Genomic DNA, 17459 nt, shown 5'->3' on the forward strand with positions numbered 1-17459 from the left:
CCGTCCGGGGAAGGAAAGTATGTCCGAAAAACCAGTCGATGCCCTGACCGAAAGCGAGGCCGAAGCCGAGCTGAAGCGCCTTGCGGAAGAGATCGCCGAGCATGATCGGCGCTACCATACCGAAGACGCGCCTGTTATCACCGACGCGGAATATGATGCGCTGGCACGGCGCAACCTTGCCATTGAGGAGCGCTTTCCAGCGCTGGTGCGCGAGGATTCGCCGTCGCTCAGAGTGGGTGCCGCACCTGCGGAAGGCTTTACCAAGGTGCGCCATGCGGTGCCGATGCTCAGCCTTGCCAAGGCCTATACCGACGATGACGTCGCGGATTTTATCGAACGCGGCCGGCGATTCTTCGATCGAGACAAGGAGCTCGACATCGCCTTCACGGCCGAGCCGAAGATCGACGGACTTTCGGCTTCGCTGCGTTACGAAAACGGTGTGTTCGTGCAGGGTGCAACGCGTGGCAACGGCGCCGTCGGCGAGGACATCACCGCCAATTTGAAGACGATTGCCGATATTCCGGCGAAGCTGAAAGGCTCGGGCTGGCCCGAAATCATCGAGATCCGCGGCGAGGTCTACATGACCTATGCGGAATTCGAGGCGTTGAAGCAGCGGTCGGCGGCGGTCGGCGGCCAAGACTACGTCAATCCGCGCAACACGGCGGCCGGGTCTCTGCGCCAGAAGGATCCGTCCGTTACCGCCAGCCGCAACCTCAAGTTCTTTGCCTATGCCTGGGGCTATACGACAGCGGATCCGGCACCGACCCAATATGATTCGGTGCAGAAATTCGCGGAATGGGGGTTCAAGATCAGTCCGCTGATGGTGCGGGCGAAATCGGCCGACGAACTGATCGCGCATTATCATCGGATCGAGGAGCAGCGCTCGGCGCTCGGCTATGATATCGACGGCGTCGTCTACAAGGTCGATCAGCTGGAATTGCAGCGCCGATGGGGGTTCGTCACCGGTGAGCCGCGCTGGGCCGTCGCGCACAAATTTCCGGCCGAACAGGCGATGACGACTGTGCTCAAGATCGACATCCAGGTTGGCCGCACCGGCACGCTGGCGCCGGTCGCGCGGCTGGCGCCGGTCACTGTCGGCGGCGTCGTGGTCGAGAATGTCACGCTGCACAATGAGGACTACATCAAGGGCCTGGACTCGACCGGCCAGCCGATCCGCGACGGCATCGACGTGCGCATCGGCGACACGGTGGTGATCCAGCGGGCAGGCGATGTCATTCCGCAGATCGTCAGTGTCGTCATCGACAAGCGGCCGGCCGATGCCGTGCCCTACGAATTCCCGCACACCTGTCCGATCTGCGGCTCGCCGGCGACGCGCGAGATCAACGAGAAGACCGGCAAGGAAGATTCCCGCCGCCGCTGCACCGGCGAGCTGATCTGCCCGGCGCAGGCGGTGGAAGGATTGCGCCACTTCGTGTCGCGCGGCGCCTTGGACATCGAAGGCCTCGGTGCCGAAAACATAGATACCTTCTTCAATGCGGGATTGATCAAGACCGCCGCCGACATCTTCACGCTCAGGGATCGCCGTCCGGCCGTCACCAGGGCGCTGGCTGAGCGCCGCGAGGAGCAGGCCAGGCAGCGCGAAGCCGCATCGGGCAAGACGCGCAAGAACGTGCGCAGCGTCGAGGATCGCAACTATGAAAGCCTCGACAAGCTGTTCGCGGCCATCGACTCGCGCCGCGAGCCGGAACTCGACCGTTTCATCTTCGCGCTCGGAATCCGCCATATCGGCGAAACCACGGCGGCCGTGCTTGCCCGCACCTTCTCGACCATCGAAGAGCTGATCCGTGTCGGCAAGGAGACAGCGGCGGCAGAGGATCCCCACAGTGTCTTCCCATCGGTCAACGGCATCGGCGATACGGTGATCGATGCGCTACGCGGCTTCTTTGGCAATGAACGCAACGACGACGTGCTTGAGAAGCTGCTCGAGCAGGTCAAGCCGAAGCCGTATGTCGTCACGGTCTCGGCCGACAGCGAGGTCGCCGGCAAAACGGTCGTGTTCACCGGCTCACTGGAGAAGATGACACGCTCCGAAGCCAAGGCCATGGCGGAGCGCCTCGGCGCCAAGGTCGCGGGCTCGGTTTCGGCGAAGACGGATCTGGTGGTCGCCGGGCCGGGTGCCGGCTCCAAGCTCAAGCTTGCCAGCGAACTGGGCGTCGAGGTGATCGACGAGGATGCCTGGCTGGTGCGGATCGGCAAGGCATGATGGGAGGCGCATTCAAAGGGTTCGGCCCAAAGGCCATTCCATTCCTCAAGGCGCTGGATTTCCACCAGAGCCGCGAGTGGTTCCTTGAAAACCGCGACCTGTTCGAAAAGGAATTGCGCGATCCCTTTGGCGATCTGGTCGACACGCTGACCGAGCGCTTCGCAAAGGCAGGGCTCGGCCTGCGCGGCGATCGCAAGAAGTCGCTGTTCCGGATCAATCGCGACGTGCGCTTCGCCAAGGACAAGCGGCCTTATAACAGGCATTTGTCGGCCATCCTGTCGCCCGACGGCACCAAGATGGAGCAGGGCGTGTTCTACGTGCATGTCGGGCTTGAGCGCTGCTTCGCCGACATTGCGTGGTGGCAGCCGGAGCCGGCGCTGCTGCTGGCGATGCGCAAGGCCATCGCGACGAAGCCGGACAAGTTTCGCGCCCTCGTGGCGGCGTTGAAGAAGAACGGTCTTGAACTCGAGACGGAAGACCGTATGAAGCGCACGCCGCGTGGCTTCGAGGAAATCAGCGATGCCGATCTGGTCGCCGCCATCCGTCACCGGCATTTTTATGTCCAGCATGTCATCGATCCGGCGGGTATCCACACGGCTGATCTGGTCGACGAACTCGTCGATTTCACCTTGCGCGCCAAGCCGCTGCTCGACTGGGGCAGGGCGATCGAGGGCAAAACCCCGAAGGAATAGGCGTCCAACTTGGCCGATCCGACGATCATTTCCGCTGATTGTTTGGCTCAAGCGAATTCGTGTGACAAGGCAGGCAGCGCTTCCTACATCAGGCCTCTGATTAAGGAGAGGTCATGTCGGCGCAAGCAATTTCCGAGAGCGGCGATAGAAGCGATTTCTGGCAAGGCGTGCGGCTCTCTATGCCTGTCGTTGTGGCGTCGGCGCCATTTGCGGTGCTGTTCGGTGCGCTTGCTGTCGAGAACGGCTTCTCGGTGCTGGAAGCCTTCCTGATGAGCGCGCTGGTCTATGGCGGCGCCAGCCAGATGGTCGGCATCCAGCTGTTCGGCCAACATGTGGCGCCGTGGCTGATCGTGCTGTCGATCTTCGCCGTCAACTTCCGCCACGTGCTCTATTCCGCCGGCATCGGCCGGCGTATCGCGCACTGGCCTGTCATCAGCCAGGCGCTCGGTTATTTCATCCTCACCGACCCGCAATTCGCGGTGGCCGAGGCGCGGGCGCAATCCGGCCAGACGGTCGGCTTTGCCTGGTATCTGGGGCTCGGTCTGCCGGTCTATCTGTTCTGGATCGTCGAAAGCGCGCTTGGCGCGCTGTTCGGTAAGCTGATCCCCGACACGCATGCGCTGGGCATAGATTTCCTGCTGCCGATCTATTTCCTCGGTCTCGTGCTGGGCTTCCGCAAGCGGCCGCTGTGGTTGCCGGTGGTCGTAGCAAGTGCGGCCGCCTCGATCGTCGCCTACAAGACGGTGGGCTCGCCCTGGCATGTCTCGATCGGCGCGATTGCGGGCGTGCTGCTGGCGGTCATCCTGCCTCCCCACCACAGCGGCGTGAAGGCACGGCCATGAGCACGACATTCTGGATCATCATCGCCGGCGCGATCGCCACCTATCTGACGCGCATCGGCGGGCATCTCGTCATCTCCCGCTTCGACACCATCCATCCGCGCGTCGAGGCCGGCCTCAATGCCGTGCCGGCGGCGGTGCTGACAACGCTGGTGGCGCCCGAGCTGCTGAATGCCGGGCCGGCGGAATGGGCGGCACTGGTGGTCACCGCCGTCGTGTCGCTGCGCGGTGGGCTGATGGCGATGTTTCTGGCAGGCGCGGTGGTGTTGATCGTTGCTCGGCAGTTCGCCGGCTGACGTTTTGTCTTAGTCCACGTATGCTCACTGACGCAGCGCCGACACACGTAGTGATCGAGGCAATAATTCCTGTCAGGCGCTTCTTGAAAATCGAAGCGATCCACACCGCGCTCAGCCGAATTGCCTCCGATCTCTCCTGATCGGCGCGACGCACAAGGTTGGTGTAAAGGGCGTCGCGCTGCATCGGAGTCAATGCGTCAAGATCGATCGGCCAACGGCCGAGAGGTTCAGGTGACATTTCCATCTCCCGTGGTTGACGCCCTAATCGGCGTCAATAACAGGCGATTTACGCGCCGTTGATCATCAGATAAAATGAATTGTTGAGATCATTTTATTCTCCGGGGAAGATGTATGGATTTGGCCGACCTGCGCATTTTTCGCATGGTGGTGCGCGAGGGCGGCATCACCAGGGCGGCGGAAAAGCTGTTTCGCGTGCAGTCCAACGTGACCACTCGCATCCGGCAGCTTGAAGAGGATCTGGGCGTGCGGCTGTTTATCCGAGAAGGTAAGCGGCTGCAGGTGTCGCCCGCCGGCCGAAGGTTGGTTGTCTATGCGGACCAGTTGCTGGCGCTTGCCGAGGAAGCACGAACGGCGGTCCTCGATCCGCGCCCACGCGGTACGCTGCGACTTGGCGCTATGGAGAGCACCGCCGCAGCTCGGCTTCCTGGCCTGCTCGCCGAGTACCACGCACGCTATCCCGAGGTGGAGATCCAACTGCGCACCGGCAACCCGCAGGTTCTCGCGGCCGCCATGCTCGCCGGCGAACTCGACGCTGCGCTCGCGGCCGAGCCGCTCGCAGACGCTCCGTTTGAGAAGCAGACTGCATTTCGCGAGGAGTTGGTCATTGTCTCGGCGGCATCGCGCGGTTCGATTGAGGACCGCAGCGACGTGCCCAAAACCATGCTAGCCTTCGAGCATGGCTGTCCACATCGCAGGCGGCTGGAAGAATGGTATGCGCGCCGAGGCTTCATGGCCGAGCAAATCGTCGAGCTCGGTTCATATCATGCGATGCTCGGTTGCGTGGCGGCCGGCATGGGCATAGCGCTGATGCCCAAAAGCGTGCTCAACGGCTTCCCTGAAATTGGCAGGCTGCAGGTGCATGAACTGCCTTCGGGCGAGGACAGCGCCCTGACGGTATTGTTTTGGCGCAAGGGAGCAGGCTCTCCCAACGTCCAGGCTTTGCGGGATCTGCTTGCAGAGCAAGGCTCCCCAATCCCAAGCACGGTTGCCGTCGCTACTGCTTGAAATCGTGCGGCAGCGGCGCGGTGGCTTTTTCGAGCCAGGCTAGCGTCTCGCCATCGAGCATCGGCCCGATCTCGGCCAGCACGCGTGCGTGATATGTGTCGAGCCAGTGCAGCTCGTCGCGCGTCAGGAGATCGGTGCGCACCAGCCTGGTATCGATCGGCGCCAGCGTCAGCGTCTCGAAGCCGTGCATGGCGATGTCGCCGCCCTCGATCTGTTCGGCCGGCGTCACCAGGATCAGGTTCTCGATGCGGATGCCGTAGGAACCTTCCTTGTAGTAGCCGGGCTCGTTGGACAGCATCATGCCTTCCAGCAGCTTTTCGGTGCCGGTGCGGGCAATGCGCTGCGGCCCTTCATGCACGGCCAGATAAGAGCCGACGCCATGGCCGGTGCCATGGGCGAAGTCGCAGCCGTATTTCCACAGCGCCATGCGGGCGACGGCATCGATTTCAGAGCCGCGCGTGCCGGCGGGGAAGCGCAGCGTGGAAATACCGATCATGCCTTTCAGCACCAGGGTGAAGCGTTCGCGCATCTCCTGCGTCGGCTGGCCGATCGGCACGGTGCGGGTGATGTCGGTGGTGCCGTCCTGATACTGCGCGCCGGAATCGAGCAGGAACAGCTCGCCAGCCCGCAGCTTGCGGCTGGTGGCGCGCGACACGCGATAATGCATGATGGCGCCGTTCGGGCCGGCGCCGGAAATGGTGTCGAACGAGACGTCGCGCAGCGGCATCTGCGTTTCCTCGCCCGTCCGCCGGCGCGACTCCTCCAGCCGGGTGACGACTGCTATCTCGTCGAGCGAGCCGGGTTTTTGCCGCTCCAGCCAGCACAGCAATTTCGCCACCGCGGCGCCATCACGGCGATGCGCGGCGCGCGAGCCGTTGATCTCGGCCTGGTTCTTGGTGGCGCGCGGGATGCGGGCAGGGTCGGCTGCTGCAATTACGGTGCCGCCGTTGGTCTCAACCAGCATGCGCAGCCGATCGGCCGCCAGCACCGGGTCGAGCGCGATCTTCGCGCCACTCTTGGCGAGGGCCACGATTGCCGCCTCGAATTCGCCGGGCTCGTGCGGCTCGGCGAGCTGGGTGAGGTAGGCCGCGACCTGGCGCGAGAATTTGCGCCGATCCATGAAAAGCTGGTGTGCCCCGTCGGCGGCGAGAATGGCGAAGCCGAGCGCCAGCGGCGTATGCGGCACGTCGCCGCCACGGATGTTGAAGGCCCAGGCGATGGAGGAGGGGTCGGTCAGTACCGCATGGGTGGCGCCGTCCTTGCCGATCGCCGCCGCCAGCCGCGCCAGCTTGTCCTTGGCAAGCTCGCCGGCAAAGCCGATCGGGTGAAGCTCGACGGGGGCCACCGGCGCGTCGGGCTGATCCTTCCAGATGATGTCGATCGGGTTCTTGTCGAGCGGCACCAGCACAGCACCCGTCTTGTCGGCCGAGGCCTGCAGCGCTTTGATCTCGCTGATTGTGTGCAGCCACGGATCGAAGCCGACCCGCGCACCCTTGCCGAGATTGTCTTTCAGCCAGACAGCGGGCGGGTTGTCGACCAGGCTTTCGATCGAGAAAATGTCGAGATCGACCTCGCTGCGCACCTGCAGCGTGTAGCGCCCGTCGACAAAAACGAAGGCACGGTCGCGCAGGACGATGGCGATGCCGGCCGAGCCGCTGAAGCCGGTCAGCCATTTCAGCCGCGCCGAACGGTCGGCGACATATTCCCCCTGGTGCTCGTCGGCACGTGGCACAATGAAGCCGTCCAGCCCGTTGGCTTCAAGCCATTGGCGAAGCAGCGCCACGCGCGGTTTGCCGACGGCCGGGTCGCCCGCGGAATCGAAAGTCTGGAACATTGTGGGCCTCCTGCAGTCAGCGCAACCGTAGCGTACGGTGGTGGAAATCGGAATCGATTTCCGGCTGACGCAACCTGCTACAGCATGGCTTGACTGACAACCGGCGGAACTTGGTCCAAGCGGTTGCTGCCGGGCTCAATGCTTGAGGTGGATCGTCACCCAGCCCTCGCGGTGCAGGGTTCTGACATGGCGGAAGTTCTGGCCGACATAGGCCGAGACGACAGCGTCGCGCTGGCGCTCGAGAATGCCTGACAGCACGATCGAGCCGCCAAGCGCGATATGATCGGCCATTTGCGGCGCCAGCCGCATCAGCGGCCGCGCCAATATGTTGGCGACGATCAGATCGAACGGTGCGCGCTTGCCGAAGATCGGGTGGTGAAAGCCCGGCGCGGTTGCTGTTTCCACCAGCGCCTTGACGTGGTTGAGCCGCGCATTGGCGGCAGCGACTCTCACCGCCACCGGGTCGATGTCGGTGGCCAGCACAGGAATATGCGCGAGCTTGACGATGGCGATGGCCAACACAGCGCTGCCGGTGCCGAGGTCGAGCGCGTTGCGCGGATGCTCGCGCCGCACCACCCTTTCCAGCATTTCCAGGCAGCCGGCGGTGGTGCCGTGGTGGCCGGTGCCGAAGGCGAGGCCGGCCTCGATCTCGATGGCGAGCTCGCCGCTGTGACGCTTGCGGCGGTCATGCGCGCCATGGACGAAGAAGCGGCCGGCACGCACCGGCTTCAACTCTTCCAGCGAATGCGCCACCCAGTCGATGTCGGGCAGGGCCTCGCGCTCGATCTGCTTCGGCAGGGAAAGCTCGGCGAGAACATCCTTCAAGCGGGTTTCGACCATATCGACGTCGCCATCGGCATAGAGCGACACTTCGTGGATGTCCTTGTCCTCGTCGACCTCGATCACGGCGATCGGCAGGCCCTCATCCTCGAAGGCTGCCTCAAGTGCTGCGAAAATGCTGACGGACTCGATCTTTCCGGTGGTGAAGTAGAGGCGCGTCTGGGTCATGAAATCTGTTTCTTTTTGAGCATGATCTCTGGACAAACGTTTCCGTTTGTCCGAGAAAACCGGTTCCCACTTTTCGGGATCAAGCTCTAGCCCTTCGCCGCCAGCCGCTTCAGTTTGGCGACGGCCGTATCCGAGCTCTCCCCATAGGCGATGGTGCCGGCAAAGTCGCCCCTGGCGTCGAGCAGCAGCACCGAGGCGGTATGGTCCATCGTGTAGTCGCCATCGCCGGTGTCGACCTTCTTCCAGTAGATGCCGAACGACTTGGCCATGGCATGGACCTTATCCGGATCGCCGGTGATGCCGATGATGCGGTCGGAAAAATTGCTGACATAGGCGTTCATCACCTGAGGCGTGTCGCGCTCCGGATCGACCGAGACGAAATAGGCGTGCAGGTTCTTGCCGTCGTCGCCGAGCGTCTTCAGCCAGCCGGCCAGTTCGAACAGCGTGGTCGGGCAGACCTCGGGGCAATGGGTGAAGCCGAAGAAGACGACGCTGGGCTGGCCCCTGAAGGCGGCTTCGGTGATCGGCGCGCCTTTCTGGTCGACCAGTGTAAAGGCGGCGCCGAAAGGCTCGCCGCCATAGTGACCGCGGTACCAGTCGAAGGTCAGCCAGCCAATGCCGGCTGCCATCAGGACGAGAATGCCGACCAGGATAGAACGCATCATCAGAAAAGTCCGTCTGCAGAAATCGTCGCGCCGGCTCCATGCCGCGCCCGTGCGACAGTCTTAGCGGTTCGGCACCGCCCAGGCAAAGTGCCGCGTTGCCGCAACCGCAGACGCGATGATGTATCTGCTTGCAAAGCCCGGATTCTCGCCCCACCTGTGACCGGCAACTCGAACCGCAGGAGGCTAGTTTGCGACGACTGATTGGGCACGGACTGATTGGGCGAAAACTGATCGGCGGCACATTGGCCGCGTGCGTTGTCCTTGGCGCTGGTGCCGCTGTGGCCGAGGAAGTCGGTAAGGTCGGCGTCGACTGGCTCGGCAACGACATCATCGTCGAGGCGATCAAGGATCCGAAGGTGGAGGGCGTGACCTGCCACGTCTCCTATTTCGATCGCGGCATCATCGATCGCCTGCACAAGGGCAACTGGTTCGAGGATCCGTCCGATTCCTCGATCTCCTGCCGCCAGACCGGTCCGATCACCATCGGCGATATCGACATGAGCGAGGGCGGCGAGGAGGTGTTCAAGCAGGGCATCAGCCTGATCTGGAAGAAGCAGGTGGTGAACCGCATCTACGACAAGGCCAACGAGACGCTGATCTATCTGTCGCATTCGCGCCAGGTGCAGAATGGCTCGGCCAAAATGTCGGTCACCACCGTGCCGCTCTACGGCCAGAACGTGGTGTGGAGCAAAGGCAAGCCGCAATAGGGGGTTCAGTTCTTTCCCGGAACTGGTCGGACGGACGAATGGTCCCGCTTGCGGGACCATTCGCTCGGGCGTAAAGCCGCCGGCATGGACCGCACCGAAAGTCTCGTCCCAAAGGATTCCGAGCCGCGCATCCATCCAACCGCGGAGCTGAAGGCGTGCAAACTCGGCCGCTATGCCTCGATCGGCGAACGGGTGGTGCTGCGCGAGGTGAACATCGGCGATTTCTCCTATTTCGAACGCCATTGCGAAGCGATCTACACGACGATCGGCAAGTTTTGCTCGATCGCCGCCAACAGCCGCATCAACGCGCTGGAACATCCCATCGAGCGGCTGACCCAGCACAAGATGAGCTACCGGCCGAACGAGTATTTTCGCTGGCTTGGCGTCGACGCGGCGTTCCGCGCGCGCCGGCAGGCGAAAGCCGTGACCATCGGCCATGATGTCTGGATCGGCCACGGCGCGGTGGTCATGCCCGGGCTCACCATCGGCAACGGTGCCGTCGTAGGCGCCAACGCAGTGGTGACGCAGGACGTGCCGCCCTACACAATTGTCGCCGGCGTGCCGGCGAAGGCGCTCCGGCCACGCTTCGCCCCGGATGTTGCGGCGCGGATCGAAGCTCTCGCCTGGTGGGACTGGCCGGTCGAAAAGCTCGCCAGAGCGGTTCCCGACATGCAGGCGATGCCGATCGAAGCCTTCCTCGATCGCTGGGAAAACGACGCCGTCTGAGTTCGCGCAAACACATCGGCGCAGCCGCCGGTCGGAGTTGTCGAGAGACAATCCTCCGCGCTCTCCGGACTGAAACCCCTTCCGCCATGCGGGGGTGGCGCAGCGGAAGGGGCTGGAGGTAAACCGCTGTGAAGCGGAAGGAACAGGCACTCTTGCCTGCACGGTTACTGTGACATTAAACCCATAAGGTGTGTTTTCTACCCTATTCTCCCTATGCGTGTATTCAATTGTACCTGAGGTATTTATCTGCACCGGGAACCTGAAACGGTCGCCGGTTGTTTCTCATCGCGCCGCAGTGTTGAGGGATTTCGACAGATGGAAAAGCTTTTCACCAAGATAGCCAACTGGGTCGCCCATATAGCCGGCATGCCGCCGACATTTGCCGTCTGCTGCCTGATCGTCGTCGTCTGGGCGGTAAGCGGTCCGTTCTTCGGCTTTTCGGACACATGGCAGCTCGTCATCAACACGGGCACAACCGTCGTTACCTTCATGATGGTGTTCCTGATCCAGAACACCCAGAATCGCGACGGTGCGGCGATCCAGGCAAAGCTCGACGAACTGATCCGGGTCGGCAAGGGCCATAACCACTTCATCGGCATCGAGCACCTGACCGAATCCGAAGTCGAGGAGATCCGCGACAAATGCGAGCGTGCGGCCAAGCGGCACGACGAGCAGGTTGCCTCCATGGCGGCGAAGAAGGCCGTGGCGCAGAAGAAAAAACACGCGGCGTGAAGGTCAGCCTTTCATGAACGCGGCGAAAGGCTCCTTGTAGTCCGGATGCCAGCGCGACAAAGCGGGGCGGTTCTCGATAATGTCGCCGATTGCCCAGGCCATGCGCTTTTCATCCAGCGGCCGCGCCGCCTCATTGTCCGGGCATAGGATATAGAAATCGCCCCTGGTGAGGGATTCCAGCATGAAATCAATGACCTGTTCGCCGGTCCAGGCGCCGGCCGGTTTTTCCGTCGCGCCCTCGGTGAGGCCGGTAAAGGTGAAGCCGGGGATCAGCAGATGGGCCGAGACATGGGCGCCAGGTTCGTTGCGCAGCGCATGCGCCAGGCCTTCGGTGAAGGTCTTCACCCCGGCCTTGGAGACATTGTAGGCAAGGTTGCCGGGCGGCGTGGTGATGCCTTGCTTGGAGCCGGTGTTGACGATCAGGCCCGGCTTGGCCGATGCCAGCATGCGTGGCGCGAAGGCCTCGACGCCATGCACGACGCCCCAGAAATTGATGTCCAGCAGCCGTCTCCAGGCGTCGCGGTTTTCCCAGGGCTTTCCGGGGTTGTCGCCGACGCCGGCATTGTTCATCAGCAGCGACACATCGCCGAAGGCGCCGAATGCCCTTTCGGCGAGACGGTCCATGTCATCCGGCTTCGAAACGTCGGCGGCGACGGCAAGCACGGCGCCGTCGCCGGCAATCGCCGAGACGGCGCGCGAGGCATCGTCAAGGCGCGCACCGCCGATGTCGGCTAGCACGATTTTCATGCCCATCAATGCAAGCCGCTTGGCGGCCGCAAGACCAATACCGCTGGCGGCACCGGTGATGACGGCTGCGTTGCCTCGGCCAAGCGCGGGCAGGGCGGCCTGGATTTCGACGTCGGTGATCATGGGCGATTGTTCCTTCTCTCGATGGCGCCGAACTTAGCGCTGGAACGGGCTCGCGCAAGCCTCCGCGCGCCTTGTCGGGTTGACCAGTCCGGTCGAGGCTGTGCATGTTGCCTTGGGCAAGAGACACTTTTGCCGGGGCAAAAGAGGCTTTTGCCCAGGAGCAGACGAGATTTTTGCGCCGGGGGCAAAAGGAGACTTTTGCCGGGGTAAAACGGAGATTTCCTGATTGACGGACTGGGTTGCAATCCTGAAAGAACAGACCGCTACCGGCGACCAGATGAGCCGCGAGGTGCCGCAGATGCTTGCCAATCCCGACATCAGCGAAGCGCAGGTGAAGACGCTCTTTTCCGCCCTGGAGAAACAAGCCGAGTTCGTCGAGAAACTGCGCATGGCGCTGGAAAAGTTCGGCCATGATTTCTCGATCATCAAGGCGGCGGAACGGCTGGAGGAGCGCTATGCCGACCTTGCCGCATCGGTGGCGGAAAAACTGAAGGCGATGCGCAAATAGCAGCTACTTTTCGATCATCCGCGCAAAACGCGTATCCGGCACGAGCCATATCATCGCGACCAGCACATAGATGGCGACGCCGATCCATTGGCTGACAAAGGTGAGCGGGATGGCCGCGAGGTAAAGGGCGAGTGAGATCTTGCCTTTGCGGTCGCTGCCCAAGGCCCTGGCAAAGGCGCTCTCGTTGCCGTGAAGCCGGTGGAGAGTGATGGTCAGGATGTTGAACGCAATAGCGCATAGCGCCAGGTCTACGCCGTAGACGGCGACCGGCACCGGCGCAAAATGGTTCTCGCCCATGAAGGCCGTCGTCACCGGCATCAGCGATAACCAGAACAGCAGATTGAGGTTCGCCCACAGCACGCCACCATCGACGCGCTGCACGGTGTGGAACATGTTGTGCAGATTGTTCCAGTAGATGCCGACATTGATGAAGGACAATACGTAGCAGAGGAAGACAGGCCACAGCGGTACCAGGGCCGAAAGATCCTCGCCATGCGGCACTTTCAGTTCAAGCACCATGATGGTGATGATGATGGCCACTACGCCGTCGGTGAATGCCTCGACCCTGCCTTTGCCCATATCCTGCCTTTTGCCCACAACGGATTGTCGAAAGAAAGTAAATTGTTAGCGGATGTTGCCGGGCGGATAAACGGTGTTGGAGAAATTCCTCAACTATATCCAAGGAAACTCCTGCGCCGAGCCACTGGTTGGGGTGGTTTGCGGTGGCCACTTGTTGACTTTTCTTGTTGTGGCCTCTCCCCCTGCGGCGAAGCCTCGGCCGAAGCAGACGAGCAGCCGGGGATCGAATGGAGGGACTGATGAGATTTCGTTTTCTGCTTCTGATCGCGACCATCCTGGCCGCCGTCTTCGGTACGTCCGCCGCGGCCTTCGCCTACAGCGCCCACACCACGACCAACCTGAATGTCCGCAGCGGGCCGGGAGCGGGATACGCCAAGGTCGGAACGCTGCCCGCCGGCTTCAGGGTCAATGTCACCGGCTGCCAGCCGGGCTGGTGCAGAATCCATGGCGGCGGCGTGAGCGGCTGGGCCAGCGCCGGCTATCTCGAGCGCTCCCAGATCGTTCGCCCGCCGATCATCATCGTGCGTCCGCCGCATCGGCCACCGCACTGGCATAGGCCGCACCGCCCTCCGCACCATCGCCCGCCGCACAAGCCACGTCCCGGCAAGTGCAAGATCGCGCCCGGCTTTCCTTGCAGGTAAGGCCGATCCCTGAGCGATAGATGACGGATCGGAGCCGCTGGCTCCGATCCGAGCCTGTTCGGGCGGATATCCCGTTCAGGCAATTCCCACCGTGCTGTCAGGAGCCTGCCTGCCGGCCGGAACGCAGGGGATGAAACCGCGTTAAACCCTCGATTCCCGAAATGGGTGACGAGGTTGGCTATGGTTATTCGCGATTTGGCGCGTACGCACGAAGGGGCTGGCGGCGACGCCCTTGCAGTCCCCACCGTCGCGGCGATGATTGCCGTGCTGTTTGCCGGCAGCACAGTGCTGACGCCGCTCTATATCGTCTACAAGCAGCAATTCGGCTTTTCACAAATCACGCTGACGCTGATCTACGCGGTGTATGTCGTCGGCAATCTGGCGGCACTGCTGATGTTCGGCGGCGTGTCCGATGTTGTCGGGCGCCGGCCCGCGAGCCTGGCGGCCATGCTTGTCGCCATCATCAGCGCGCTTGTCTTCCTATTTGCCGGAAACGTCCTCTCGCTCGATGTCGCGCGCATTCTCAGCGGGCTTGGCATCGGCGTCGGCGCGGGTACCGGAACCGGGTGGATTGCCGAGCTTCTCCCCGATGCGGACAAGTCGCGCGCCAGCGTGATTGCCACCAGCACCAATTTCCTCGGCCTCGGCTTCGGCGCCTTGATTTCGGGACTTCTGGCTGAGTATGAGCCATGGCCGCTGCGGCTGATCTTCATCGTCTATTTGGCAGCACTTGTGGTGGTGACGATCCTGGTCTGGCGTACTCGCGAAACGGTGGCGAAGCCGGGCGGTCTCGGGCGGATTTCCTCGCGGCCGCAACTCTCCGTTCCGGAGGAGATCCGTACGCGCTTCGTTGCGCCGGCGGTGACCGGCTTCGGTGCGATGGCATTGGTCGGCTTCTATGCCGCGTTGGCGCCGAGCATCCCCGCGCAGCAGCTTCATGAAACCAACCACGCCATCGCCGGCGCGCTGTTCTTCGAACTGGCGATCGTCACCGCGATCAGCATCGTGGTTCTGAGGCACATGAAGAGCAACAAAGCGATGTTGGCTGCGCTGGCATTGATGATCCCAAGCGTCTTGCTGGTGGTGGCGGCGCAGCTACCGAGGCGGCCTGCAGGTGGTCAACGAGATTGCGCCGCCGCAACGCCGCGCCGAAGTGGTGTCCAGTTTCTTCATCTGCTGCTTTGTCGGCAATGCCTTGCCTGTCATCGGCATTGGCATCGTGTCGATCTATGCCAGTCCCGTCGCCGCGAGTCTGGCGTTCGCCGGCATGATCATGGTGTTTGCGCTGGTGGCACTGGTTTTTGGCCTGAAACAGAGGCGTTGAGAGTCCGGACGATCCACGAAATCGGGCCAGCGAGGTCGGGTTGGCCTCAGCCGTTAGGTGTTTCCGGCGAAAGATGCGCGCGTCCGCGCGGCACGCCAAGCCCGGTGTCCGGCGGCTCGCCGGCGGCCGGCCTGTTCTCGATCATATGCATGGTGCGCCAGCCGCCGAAGCGATAGTAGGCGGCAGCCAGCACGAGCGAGGTGATCGAGCCGGCCGGGAAACTCCACCACAACGCTTCCTCGCCGATCACGCCGCGCATGAAGTAGGCAAAGCCGGTGCGTACGACCAGCACCGAGATCACCAGGATGATCAGCGGCGGCATCACGGCACCCGTGGCGCGCACAGTGGCAAACAGCACGATGGTGATGCCGAACAGGATGAAGGACCAGGACGCAATGGTGTTGATGTGGACGGCGATGTCGATCGCCGCACTGTCGCTGCTCAGGAACAGGCTCAGCACCGAGCGGTCGAAAACCGACAGCACGGCAACCAGTGCGCCGGTCAGGACCAGGTTGAAGCCGACGCCGGAGGCGGCGATGCGGCCGATCCGGTCCCAGCGCCCGGCGCCGACATTTTGCGCCGCCATCGAGGAGACCGCGGCACCGATGGCGAGTGCCGGCATCTGGATGTAGGTCCACAGCTGGGCAGCGATGCCGTAGGCGGCGGCGACCTGCGAGCCGTAGGAATTGACCATGCCCATCACCGTCAGCGCCGCCGCCGAGACGACGATCATCTGCAGACCCATCGGTACACCCTTGAAGACGACGATGCGCAGCAAGGTGGGGTCGGGCCACAGCAGAGCGAGGTTGGCGCCGGCCAGACGCAATGGATGCTTGCGCACATAGAGCACGATCAGAATGGCGATCACGCTCACCGTCTGGCCGATCAGCGTGGACGTGGCGGAGCCCGCGATGCCGAGTTCGGGAAACGGCCCGAAGCCACGGATAAGCAATGGGTTGAGCACGATGTCGAGGACGACGGCCAGCGCCATGAAGAAGAAGGGCGTGCGTGAATCGCCGGCACCGCGCAGCACGGTCATGACGAAGGACAGAAGGTTCATCATCGGCACGGCGACGAAGATGATGCGCAGATAGGAGCGCGCCAGCGGCAAGGCATCGGCCGGTGTGCCGAGCGCGCCCAGGATGGCGTCGACCCAGATCCAGCCGCAGACGGCGAAGACGATCGAGACGAGGAAGAAGAAGGTGGCGCTGGTGCCGACGATGCGGCGCGCCTCCGGCAGGTCGCGGGCGCCGACCGACTGGGCCACCAGGATGGTGGCCGCCATGCCGATGCCGAAGACGGTGCCGAGGATCAGGAACAGGACGAGGTTGGCGTTGGAGGTGGCGGTCAGCGCCGATTCACCGAGGAAGCGGCCGACCCAGACGGCGTTGATCGACCCGTTGAGCGACTGCAGCACATTGGATCCGAGCACTGGCAGGGCGAACAGCAAAAGCGTGCGCGGGATCGGGCCGCTTGTCAGATCGCCGGTGCGCCGGCGCGTCGGCATTTTTTCGTCCATGGCTGGCCACTCGGCGATGGTTTATCGGAAGCCCGGCTCTCAATGATCGCCGATTCCACGGGACGGGTCGATGCGGCATCGCAAAAGGTTGGCCTGGGATCTTCCGGCGTGCCTTAATCTAATCATGTTCTCAAAGCTTCCGGAATGGGATATTGATCCTCGGTGCGTGGGGCCGCATTCCTATTAGATCTTGGATAAGCCGGGGGGGTCATGTCCGATATTCCGCTGTTTTTTGAGCGCCTTAACCGGCGCGCGTTTCTCGGTGCATCCGCTTTGGGCGCGGCTTCCGTCGCTCTTTCGGCGTGCACCACGACGGACGTGGCGCCGCCGCCAGCGGCAGCACCGCCAAGCGATCCGGCTTTCGGCGATGCCGCAAGCATGTATGCGGCGCGCACCGACGAGGGCTATCAACTGCCGGCAATCCCGGTGGCCAAGGTCGATCCGAAATTCGTGCGCCAGATCGTCTCCGACCCGACCGGAGAGAGACCCGGCACGATCGTCGTCGATACGTCCGAGCACTTCCTCTATCTGGTGCGCGACGGCGGCACGGCCATCCGCTATGGCGTCAGCCTCGGCAAGGCCGGTTTCGGATGGACCGGCAGCGCCGTGGTCCAGGCGAGGAAGAAATGGCCGGTCTGGACGCCGCCGCCGGAAATGATCCAGCGCCGGCCGGAACTGGCGAAATACAAGGACGGCATGCCGCCCGGCCCGCAGAGCCCGCTCGGTGCCCGTGCGCTTTATCTGTTCCGCGACGGCAAGGACACGATGTACCGGCTGCACGGCACGCCGGAGTGGGATTCGATCGGCAAGAACGCTTCGTCCGGTTGCGTGCGCTTCATGAACCAGGACATCATCGACCTCTACAGCCGCGTCAACGGCCCCGCCCAGGTCTTCGTGCGTCCCAACCTGTCGGCTGCCGGCAAGATCATGGCCGTGTCGAGCAGGACCGCCGAGCCGATCGATGCGGGTGTGCCGAAGGATGCGGAGTTCTTGAAGTAAGCCCTCACGACCTGCCCAGGCGGACGCGTCAGGCGCGCCCGCCTGAAAAGT

At 63.0% G+C, this 17459-nt stretch carries 17 protein-coding genes and 1 pseudogene; 12 read left to right on the forward strand and 6 right to left on the reverse strand.

All coding sequences use genetic code 11. From position 1 onward, the window contains the following. The first annotated feature begins 19 nt into the window (after positions 1–19). The 5 genes from ligA (at position 20) to ACSQ3L_RS16010 (ending at position 5296) form a co-directional block, all read left to right on the forward strand. Positions 20–2224, forward strand: a complete 2205-nt coding sequence (gene ligA / locus ACSQ3L_RS15990; protein WP_436160833.1) for an NAD-dependent DNA ligase LigA — start codon at positions 20–22, stop codon at positions 2222–2224. After that, positions 2224–2916: a DUF2461 domain-containing protein gene (locus tag ACSQ3L_RS15995; protein ID WP_436163459.1), complete on the forward strand. Its 693-nt coding sequence runs from the start codon at positions 2224–2226 to the stop codon at positions 2914–2916. The genes ligA and ACSQ3L_RS15995 overlap by 1 nt, the downstream gene beginning before the upstream one ends. A gap of 113 nt (positions 2917–3029) precedes the next feature. Further along, a complete protein-coding gene (locus tag ACSQ3L_RS16000) occupies positions 3030–3758 on the forward strand; it encodes an AzlC family ABC transporter permease (RefSeq protein ID WP_436160834.1) in 729 nt (242 codons plus the stop codon). Next, on the forward strand, positions 3755–4051 hold the full coding sequence (locus ACSQ3L_RS16005) for an AzlD family protein (RefSeq protein ID WP_436160835.1): 297 nt from the start codon (positions 3755–3757) through the stop codon (positions 4049–4051). Before ACSQ3L_RS16000 ends, ACSQ3L_RS16005 begins: the two co-directional genes overlap by 4 nt. A gap of 351 nt (positions 4052–4402) precedes the next feature. Next, on the forward strand, positions 4403–5296 hold the full coding sequence (locus tag ACSQ3L_RS16010; protein WP_436160836.1) for a LysR substrate-binding domain-containing protein: 894 nt from the start codon (positions 4403–4405) through the stop codon (positions 5294–5296). On the opposite strand, the gene ACSQ3L_RS16015 is transcribed toward ACSQ3L_RS16010, so the two are convergent. The 3 genes from ACSQ3L_RS16015 to ACSQ3L_RS16025 form a co-directional block, all read right to left on the reverse strand. Beyond that, positions 5286–7130, reverse strand: coding sequence for an aminopeptidase P family protein (locus ACSQ3L_RS16015; RefSeq protein WP_436160837.1), 1845 nt, complete (start codon positions 7128–7130; stop codon positions 5286–5288). The two genes, ACSQ3L_RS16010 and ACSQ3L_RS16015, sit on opposite strands and share 11 nt — an antisense overlap. 135 nt (positions 7131–7265) lie before the next feature. Continuing rightward, positions 7266–8138 carry a 50S ribosomal protein L11 methyltransferase gene (locus ACSQ3L_RS16020; RefSeq protein WP_436160838.1) on the reverse strand — a complete coding sequence of 291 codons (873 nt, stop codon included), beginning with the start codon at positions 8136–8138 and terminating at the stop codon, positions 7266–7268. 86 nt (positions 8139–8224) lie between these two features. Beyond that, the gene (locus tag ACSQ3L_RS16025; RefSeq protein WP_436160839.1) at positions 8225–8803 is read right to left on the reverse strand and encodes an SCO family protein; all 579 of its coding nucleotides are present in this window, start codon (positions 8801–8803) and stop codon (positions 8225–8227) included. 188 nt (positions 8804–8991) lie between these two features. Here ACSQ3L_RS16025 and ACSQ3L_RS16030 point away from each other — a divergent pair, with 188 nt between their 5' ends. The 3 genes from ACSQ3L_RS16030 (at position 8992) to ACSQ3L_RS16040 (ending at position 10968) form a co-directional block, all read left to right on the forward strand. Then, on the forward strand, positions 8992–9510 hold the full coding sequence (locus tag ACSQ3L_RS16030; protein ID WP_436160840.1) for a CreA family protein: 519 nt from the start codon (positions 8992–8994) through the stop codon (positions 9508–9510). An 84-nt stretch (positions 9511–9594) separates the two neighbouring features. After that, positions 9595–10236 carry a DapH/DapD/GlmU-related protein gene (locus tag ACSQ3L_RS16035; protein ID WP_436163460.1) on the forward strand — a complete coding sequence of 214 codons (642 nt, stop codon included), beginning with the start codon at positions 9595–9597 and terminating at the stop codon, positions 10234–10236. Between the two features lie 315 nt (positions 10237–10551). Continuing rightward, positions 10552–10968, forward strand: a complete 417-nt coding sequence (locus tag ACSQ3L_RS16040; RefSeq protein WP_436160841.1) for a low affinity iron permease family protein — start codon at positions 10552–10554, stop codon at positions 10966–10968. Positions 10969–10971: 3 nt separating this feature from the next. On the opposite strand, the gene ACSQ3L_RS16045 is transcribed toward ACSQ3L_RS16040, so the two are convergent. After that, the gene (locus ACSQ3L_RS16045; protein WP_436160842.1) at positions 10972–11838 is read right to left on the reverse strand and encodes an SDR family NAD(P)-dependent oxidoreductase; all 867 of its coding nucleotides are present in this window, start codon (positions 11836–11838) and stop codon (positions 10972–10974) included. A gap of 226 nt (positions 11839–12064) precedes the next feature. Between ACSQ3L_RS16045 and ACSQ3L_RS16050 the strand changes: the two genes are divergently transcribed. Then, a complete protein-coding gene (locus tag ACSQ3L_RS16050) occupies positions 12065–12346 on the forward strand; it encodes a hypothetical protein (protein ID WP_184874898.1) in 282 nt (93 codons plus the stop codon). A 3-nt stretch (positions 12347–12349) separates the two neighbouring features. On the opposite strand, the gene ACSQ3L_RS16055 is transcribed toward ACSQ3L_RS16050, so the two are convergent. After that, on the reverse strand, positions 12350–12925 hold the full coding sequence (locus tag ACSQ3L_RS16055; RefSeq protein ID WP_436160843.1) for a TMEM175 family protein: 576 nt from the start codon (positions 12923–12925) through the stop codon (positions 12350–12352). Between the two features lie 239 nt (positions 12926–13164). Between ACSQ3L_RS16055 and ACSQ3L_RS16060 the strand changes: the two genes are divergently transcribed. Next, the gene (locus ACSQ3L_RS16060; protein WP_436160844.1) at positions 13165–13566 is read left to right on the forward strand and encodes an SH3 domain-containing protein; all 402 of its coding nucleotides are present in this window, start codon (positions 13165–13167) and stop codon (positions 13564–13566) included. A gap of 255 nt (positions 13567–13821) precedes the next feature. Further along, positions 13822–14604 (forward strand): annotated as a pseudogene (locus tag ACSQ3L_RS16065) (MFS transporter); the annotation flags it as partial. Between the two features lie 332 nt (positions 14605–14936). Here ACSQ3L_RS16065 and ACSQ3L_RS16070 read toward each other — a convergent pair. Next, on the reverse strand, positions 14937–16409 hold the full coding sequence (locus ACSQ3L_RS16070; RefSeq protein ID WP_436160845.1) for an MATE family efflux transporter: 1473 nt from the start codon (positions 16407–16409) through the stop codon (positions 14937–14939). 210 nt (positions 16410–16619) lie between these two features. Here ACSQ3L_RS16070 and ACSQ3L_RS16075 point away from each other — a divergent pair, with 210 nt between their 5' ends. Further along, positions 16620–17408, forward strand: a complete 789-nt coding sequence (locus tag ACSQ3L_RS16075) for a L,D-transpeptidase (protein WP_436160846.1) — start codon at positions 16620–16622, stop codon at positions 17406–17408. Positions 17409–17459 lie beyond the last annotated feature (51 nt).

The sequence above is a fragment of the Mesorhizobium sp. LjRoot246 genome, assembly GCF_964254115.1.
GTDB lineage: Bacteria > Pseudomonadota > Alphaproteobacteria > Rhizobiales > Rhizobiaceae > Mesorhizobium.

Coding starts and splice junctions, on each gene's coding strand:
- ACSQ3L_RS15995 (WP_436163459.1), top strand. CDS start 2,224: ATGGGAGGCGCATTCAAAGGGTTCGGCCCAAAGGCCATTCCATTCCTC.
- ACSQ3L_RS16035 (WP_436163460.1), top strand. CDS start 9,595: ATGGACCGCACCGAAAGTCTCGTCCCAAAGGATTCCGAGCCGCGCATC.
- ACSQ3L_RS16020 (WP_436160838.1), bottom strand. CDS start 8,138: ATGACCCAGACGCGCCTCTACTTCACCACCGGAAAGATCGAGTCCGTC.
- ACSQ3L_RS16040 (WP_436160841.1), top strand. CDS start 10,552: ATGGAAAAGCTTTTCACCAAGATAGCCAACTGGGTCGCCCATATAGCC.
- ACSQ3L_RS16055 (WP_436160843.1), bottom strand. CDS start 12,925: ATGGGCAAAGGCAGGGTCGAGGCATTCACCGACGGCGTAGTGGCCATC.
- ACSQ3L_RS16005 (WP_436160835.1), top strand. CDS start 3,755: ATGAGCACGACATTCTGGATCATCATCGCCGGCGCGATCGCCACCTAT.
- ACSQ3L_RS16075 (WP_436160846.1), top strand. CDS start 16,620: ATGTCCGATATTCCGCTGTTTTTTGAGCGCCTTAACCGGCGCGCGTTT.
- ACSQ3L_RS16070 (WP_436160845.1), bottom strand. CDS start 16,409: ATGGACGAAAAAATGCCGACGCGCCGGCGCACCGGCGATCTGACAAGC.
- ACSQ3L_RS16025 (WP_436160839.1), bottom strand. CDS start 8,803: ATGATGCGTTCTATCCTGGTCGGCATTCTCGTCCTGATGGCAGCCGGC.
- ACSQ3L_RS16010 (WP_436160836.1), top strand. CDS start 4,403: ATGGATTTGGCCGACCTGCGCATTTTTCGCATGGTGGTGCGCGAGGGC.
- ACSQ3L_RS16015 (WP_436160837.1), bottom strand. CDS start 7,130: ATGTTCCAGACTTTCGATTCCGCGGGCGACCCGGCCGTCGGCAAACCG.
- ligA (WP_436160833.1), top strand. CDS start 20: ATGTCCGAAAAACCAGTCGATGCCCTGACCGAAAGCGAGGCCGAAGCC.
- ACSQ3L_RS16000 (WP_436160834.1), top strand. CDS start 3,030: ATGTCGGCGCAAGCAATTTCCGAGAGCGGCGATAGAAGCGATTTCTGG.
- ACSQ3L_RS16060 (WP_436160844.1), top strand. CDS start 13,165: ATGAGATTTCGTTTTCTGCTTCTGATCGCGACCATCCTGGCCGCCGTC.
- ACSQ3L_RS16045 (WP_436160842.1), bottom strand. CDS start 11,838: ATGATCACCGACGTCGAAATCCAGGCCGCCCTGCCCGCGCTTGGCCGA.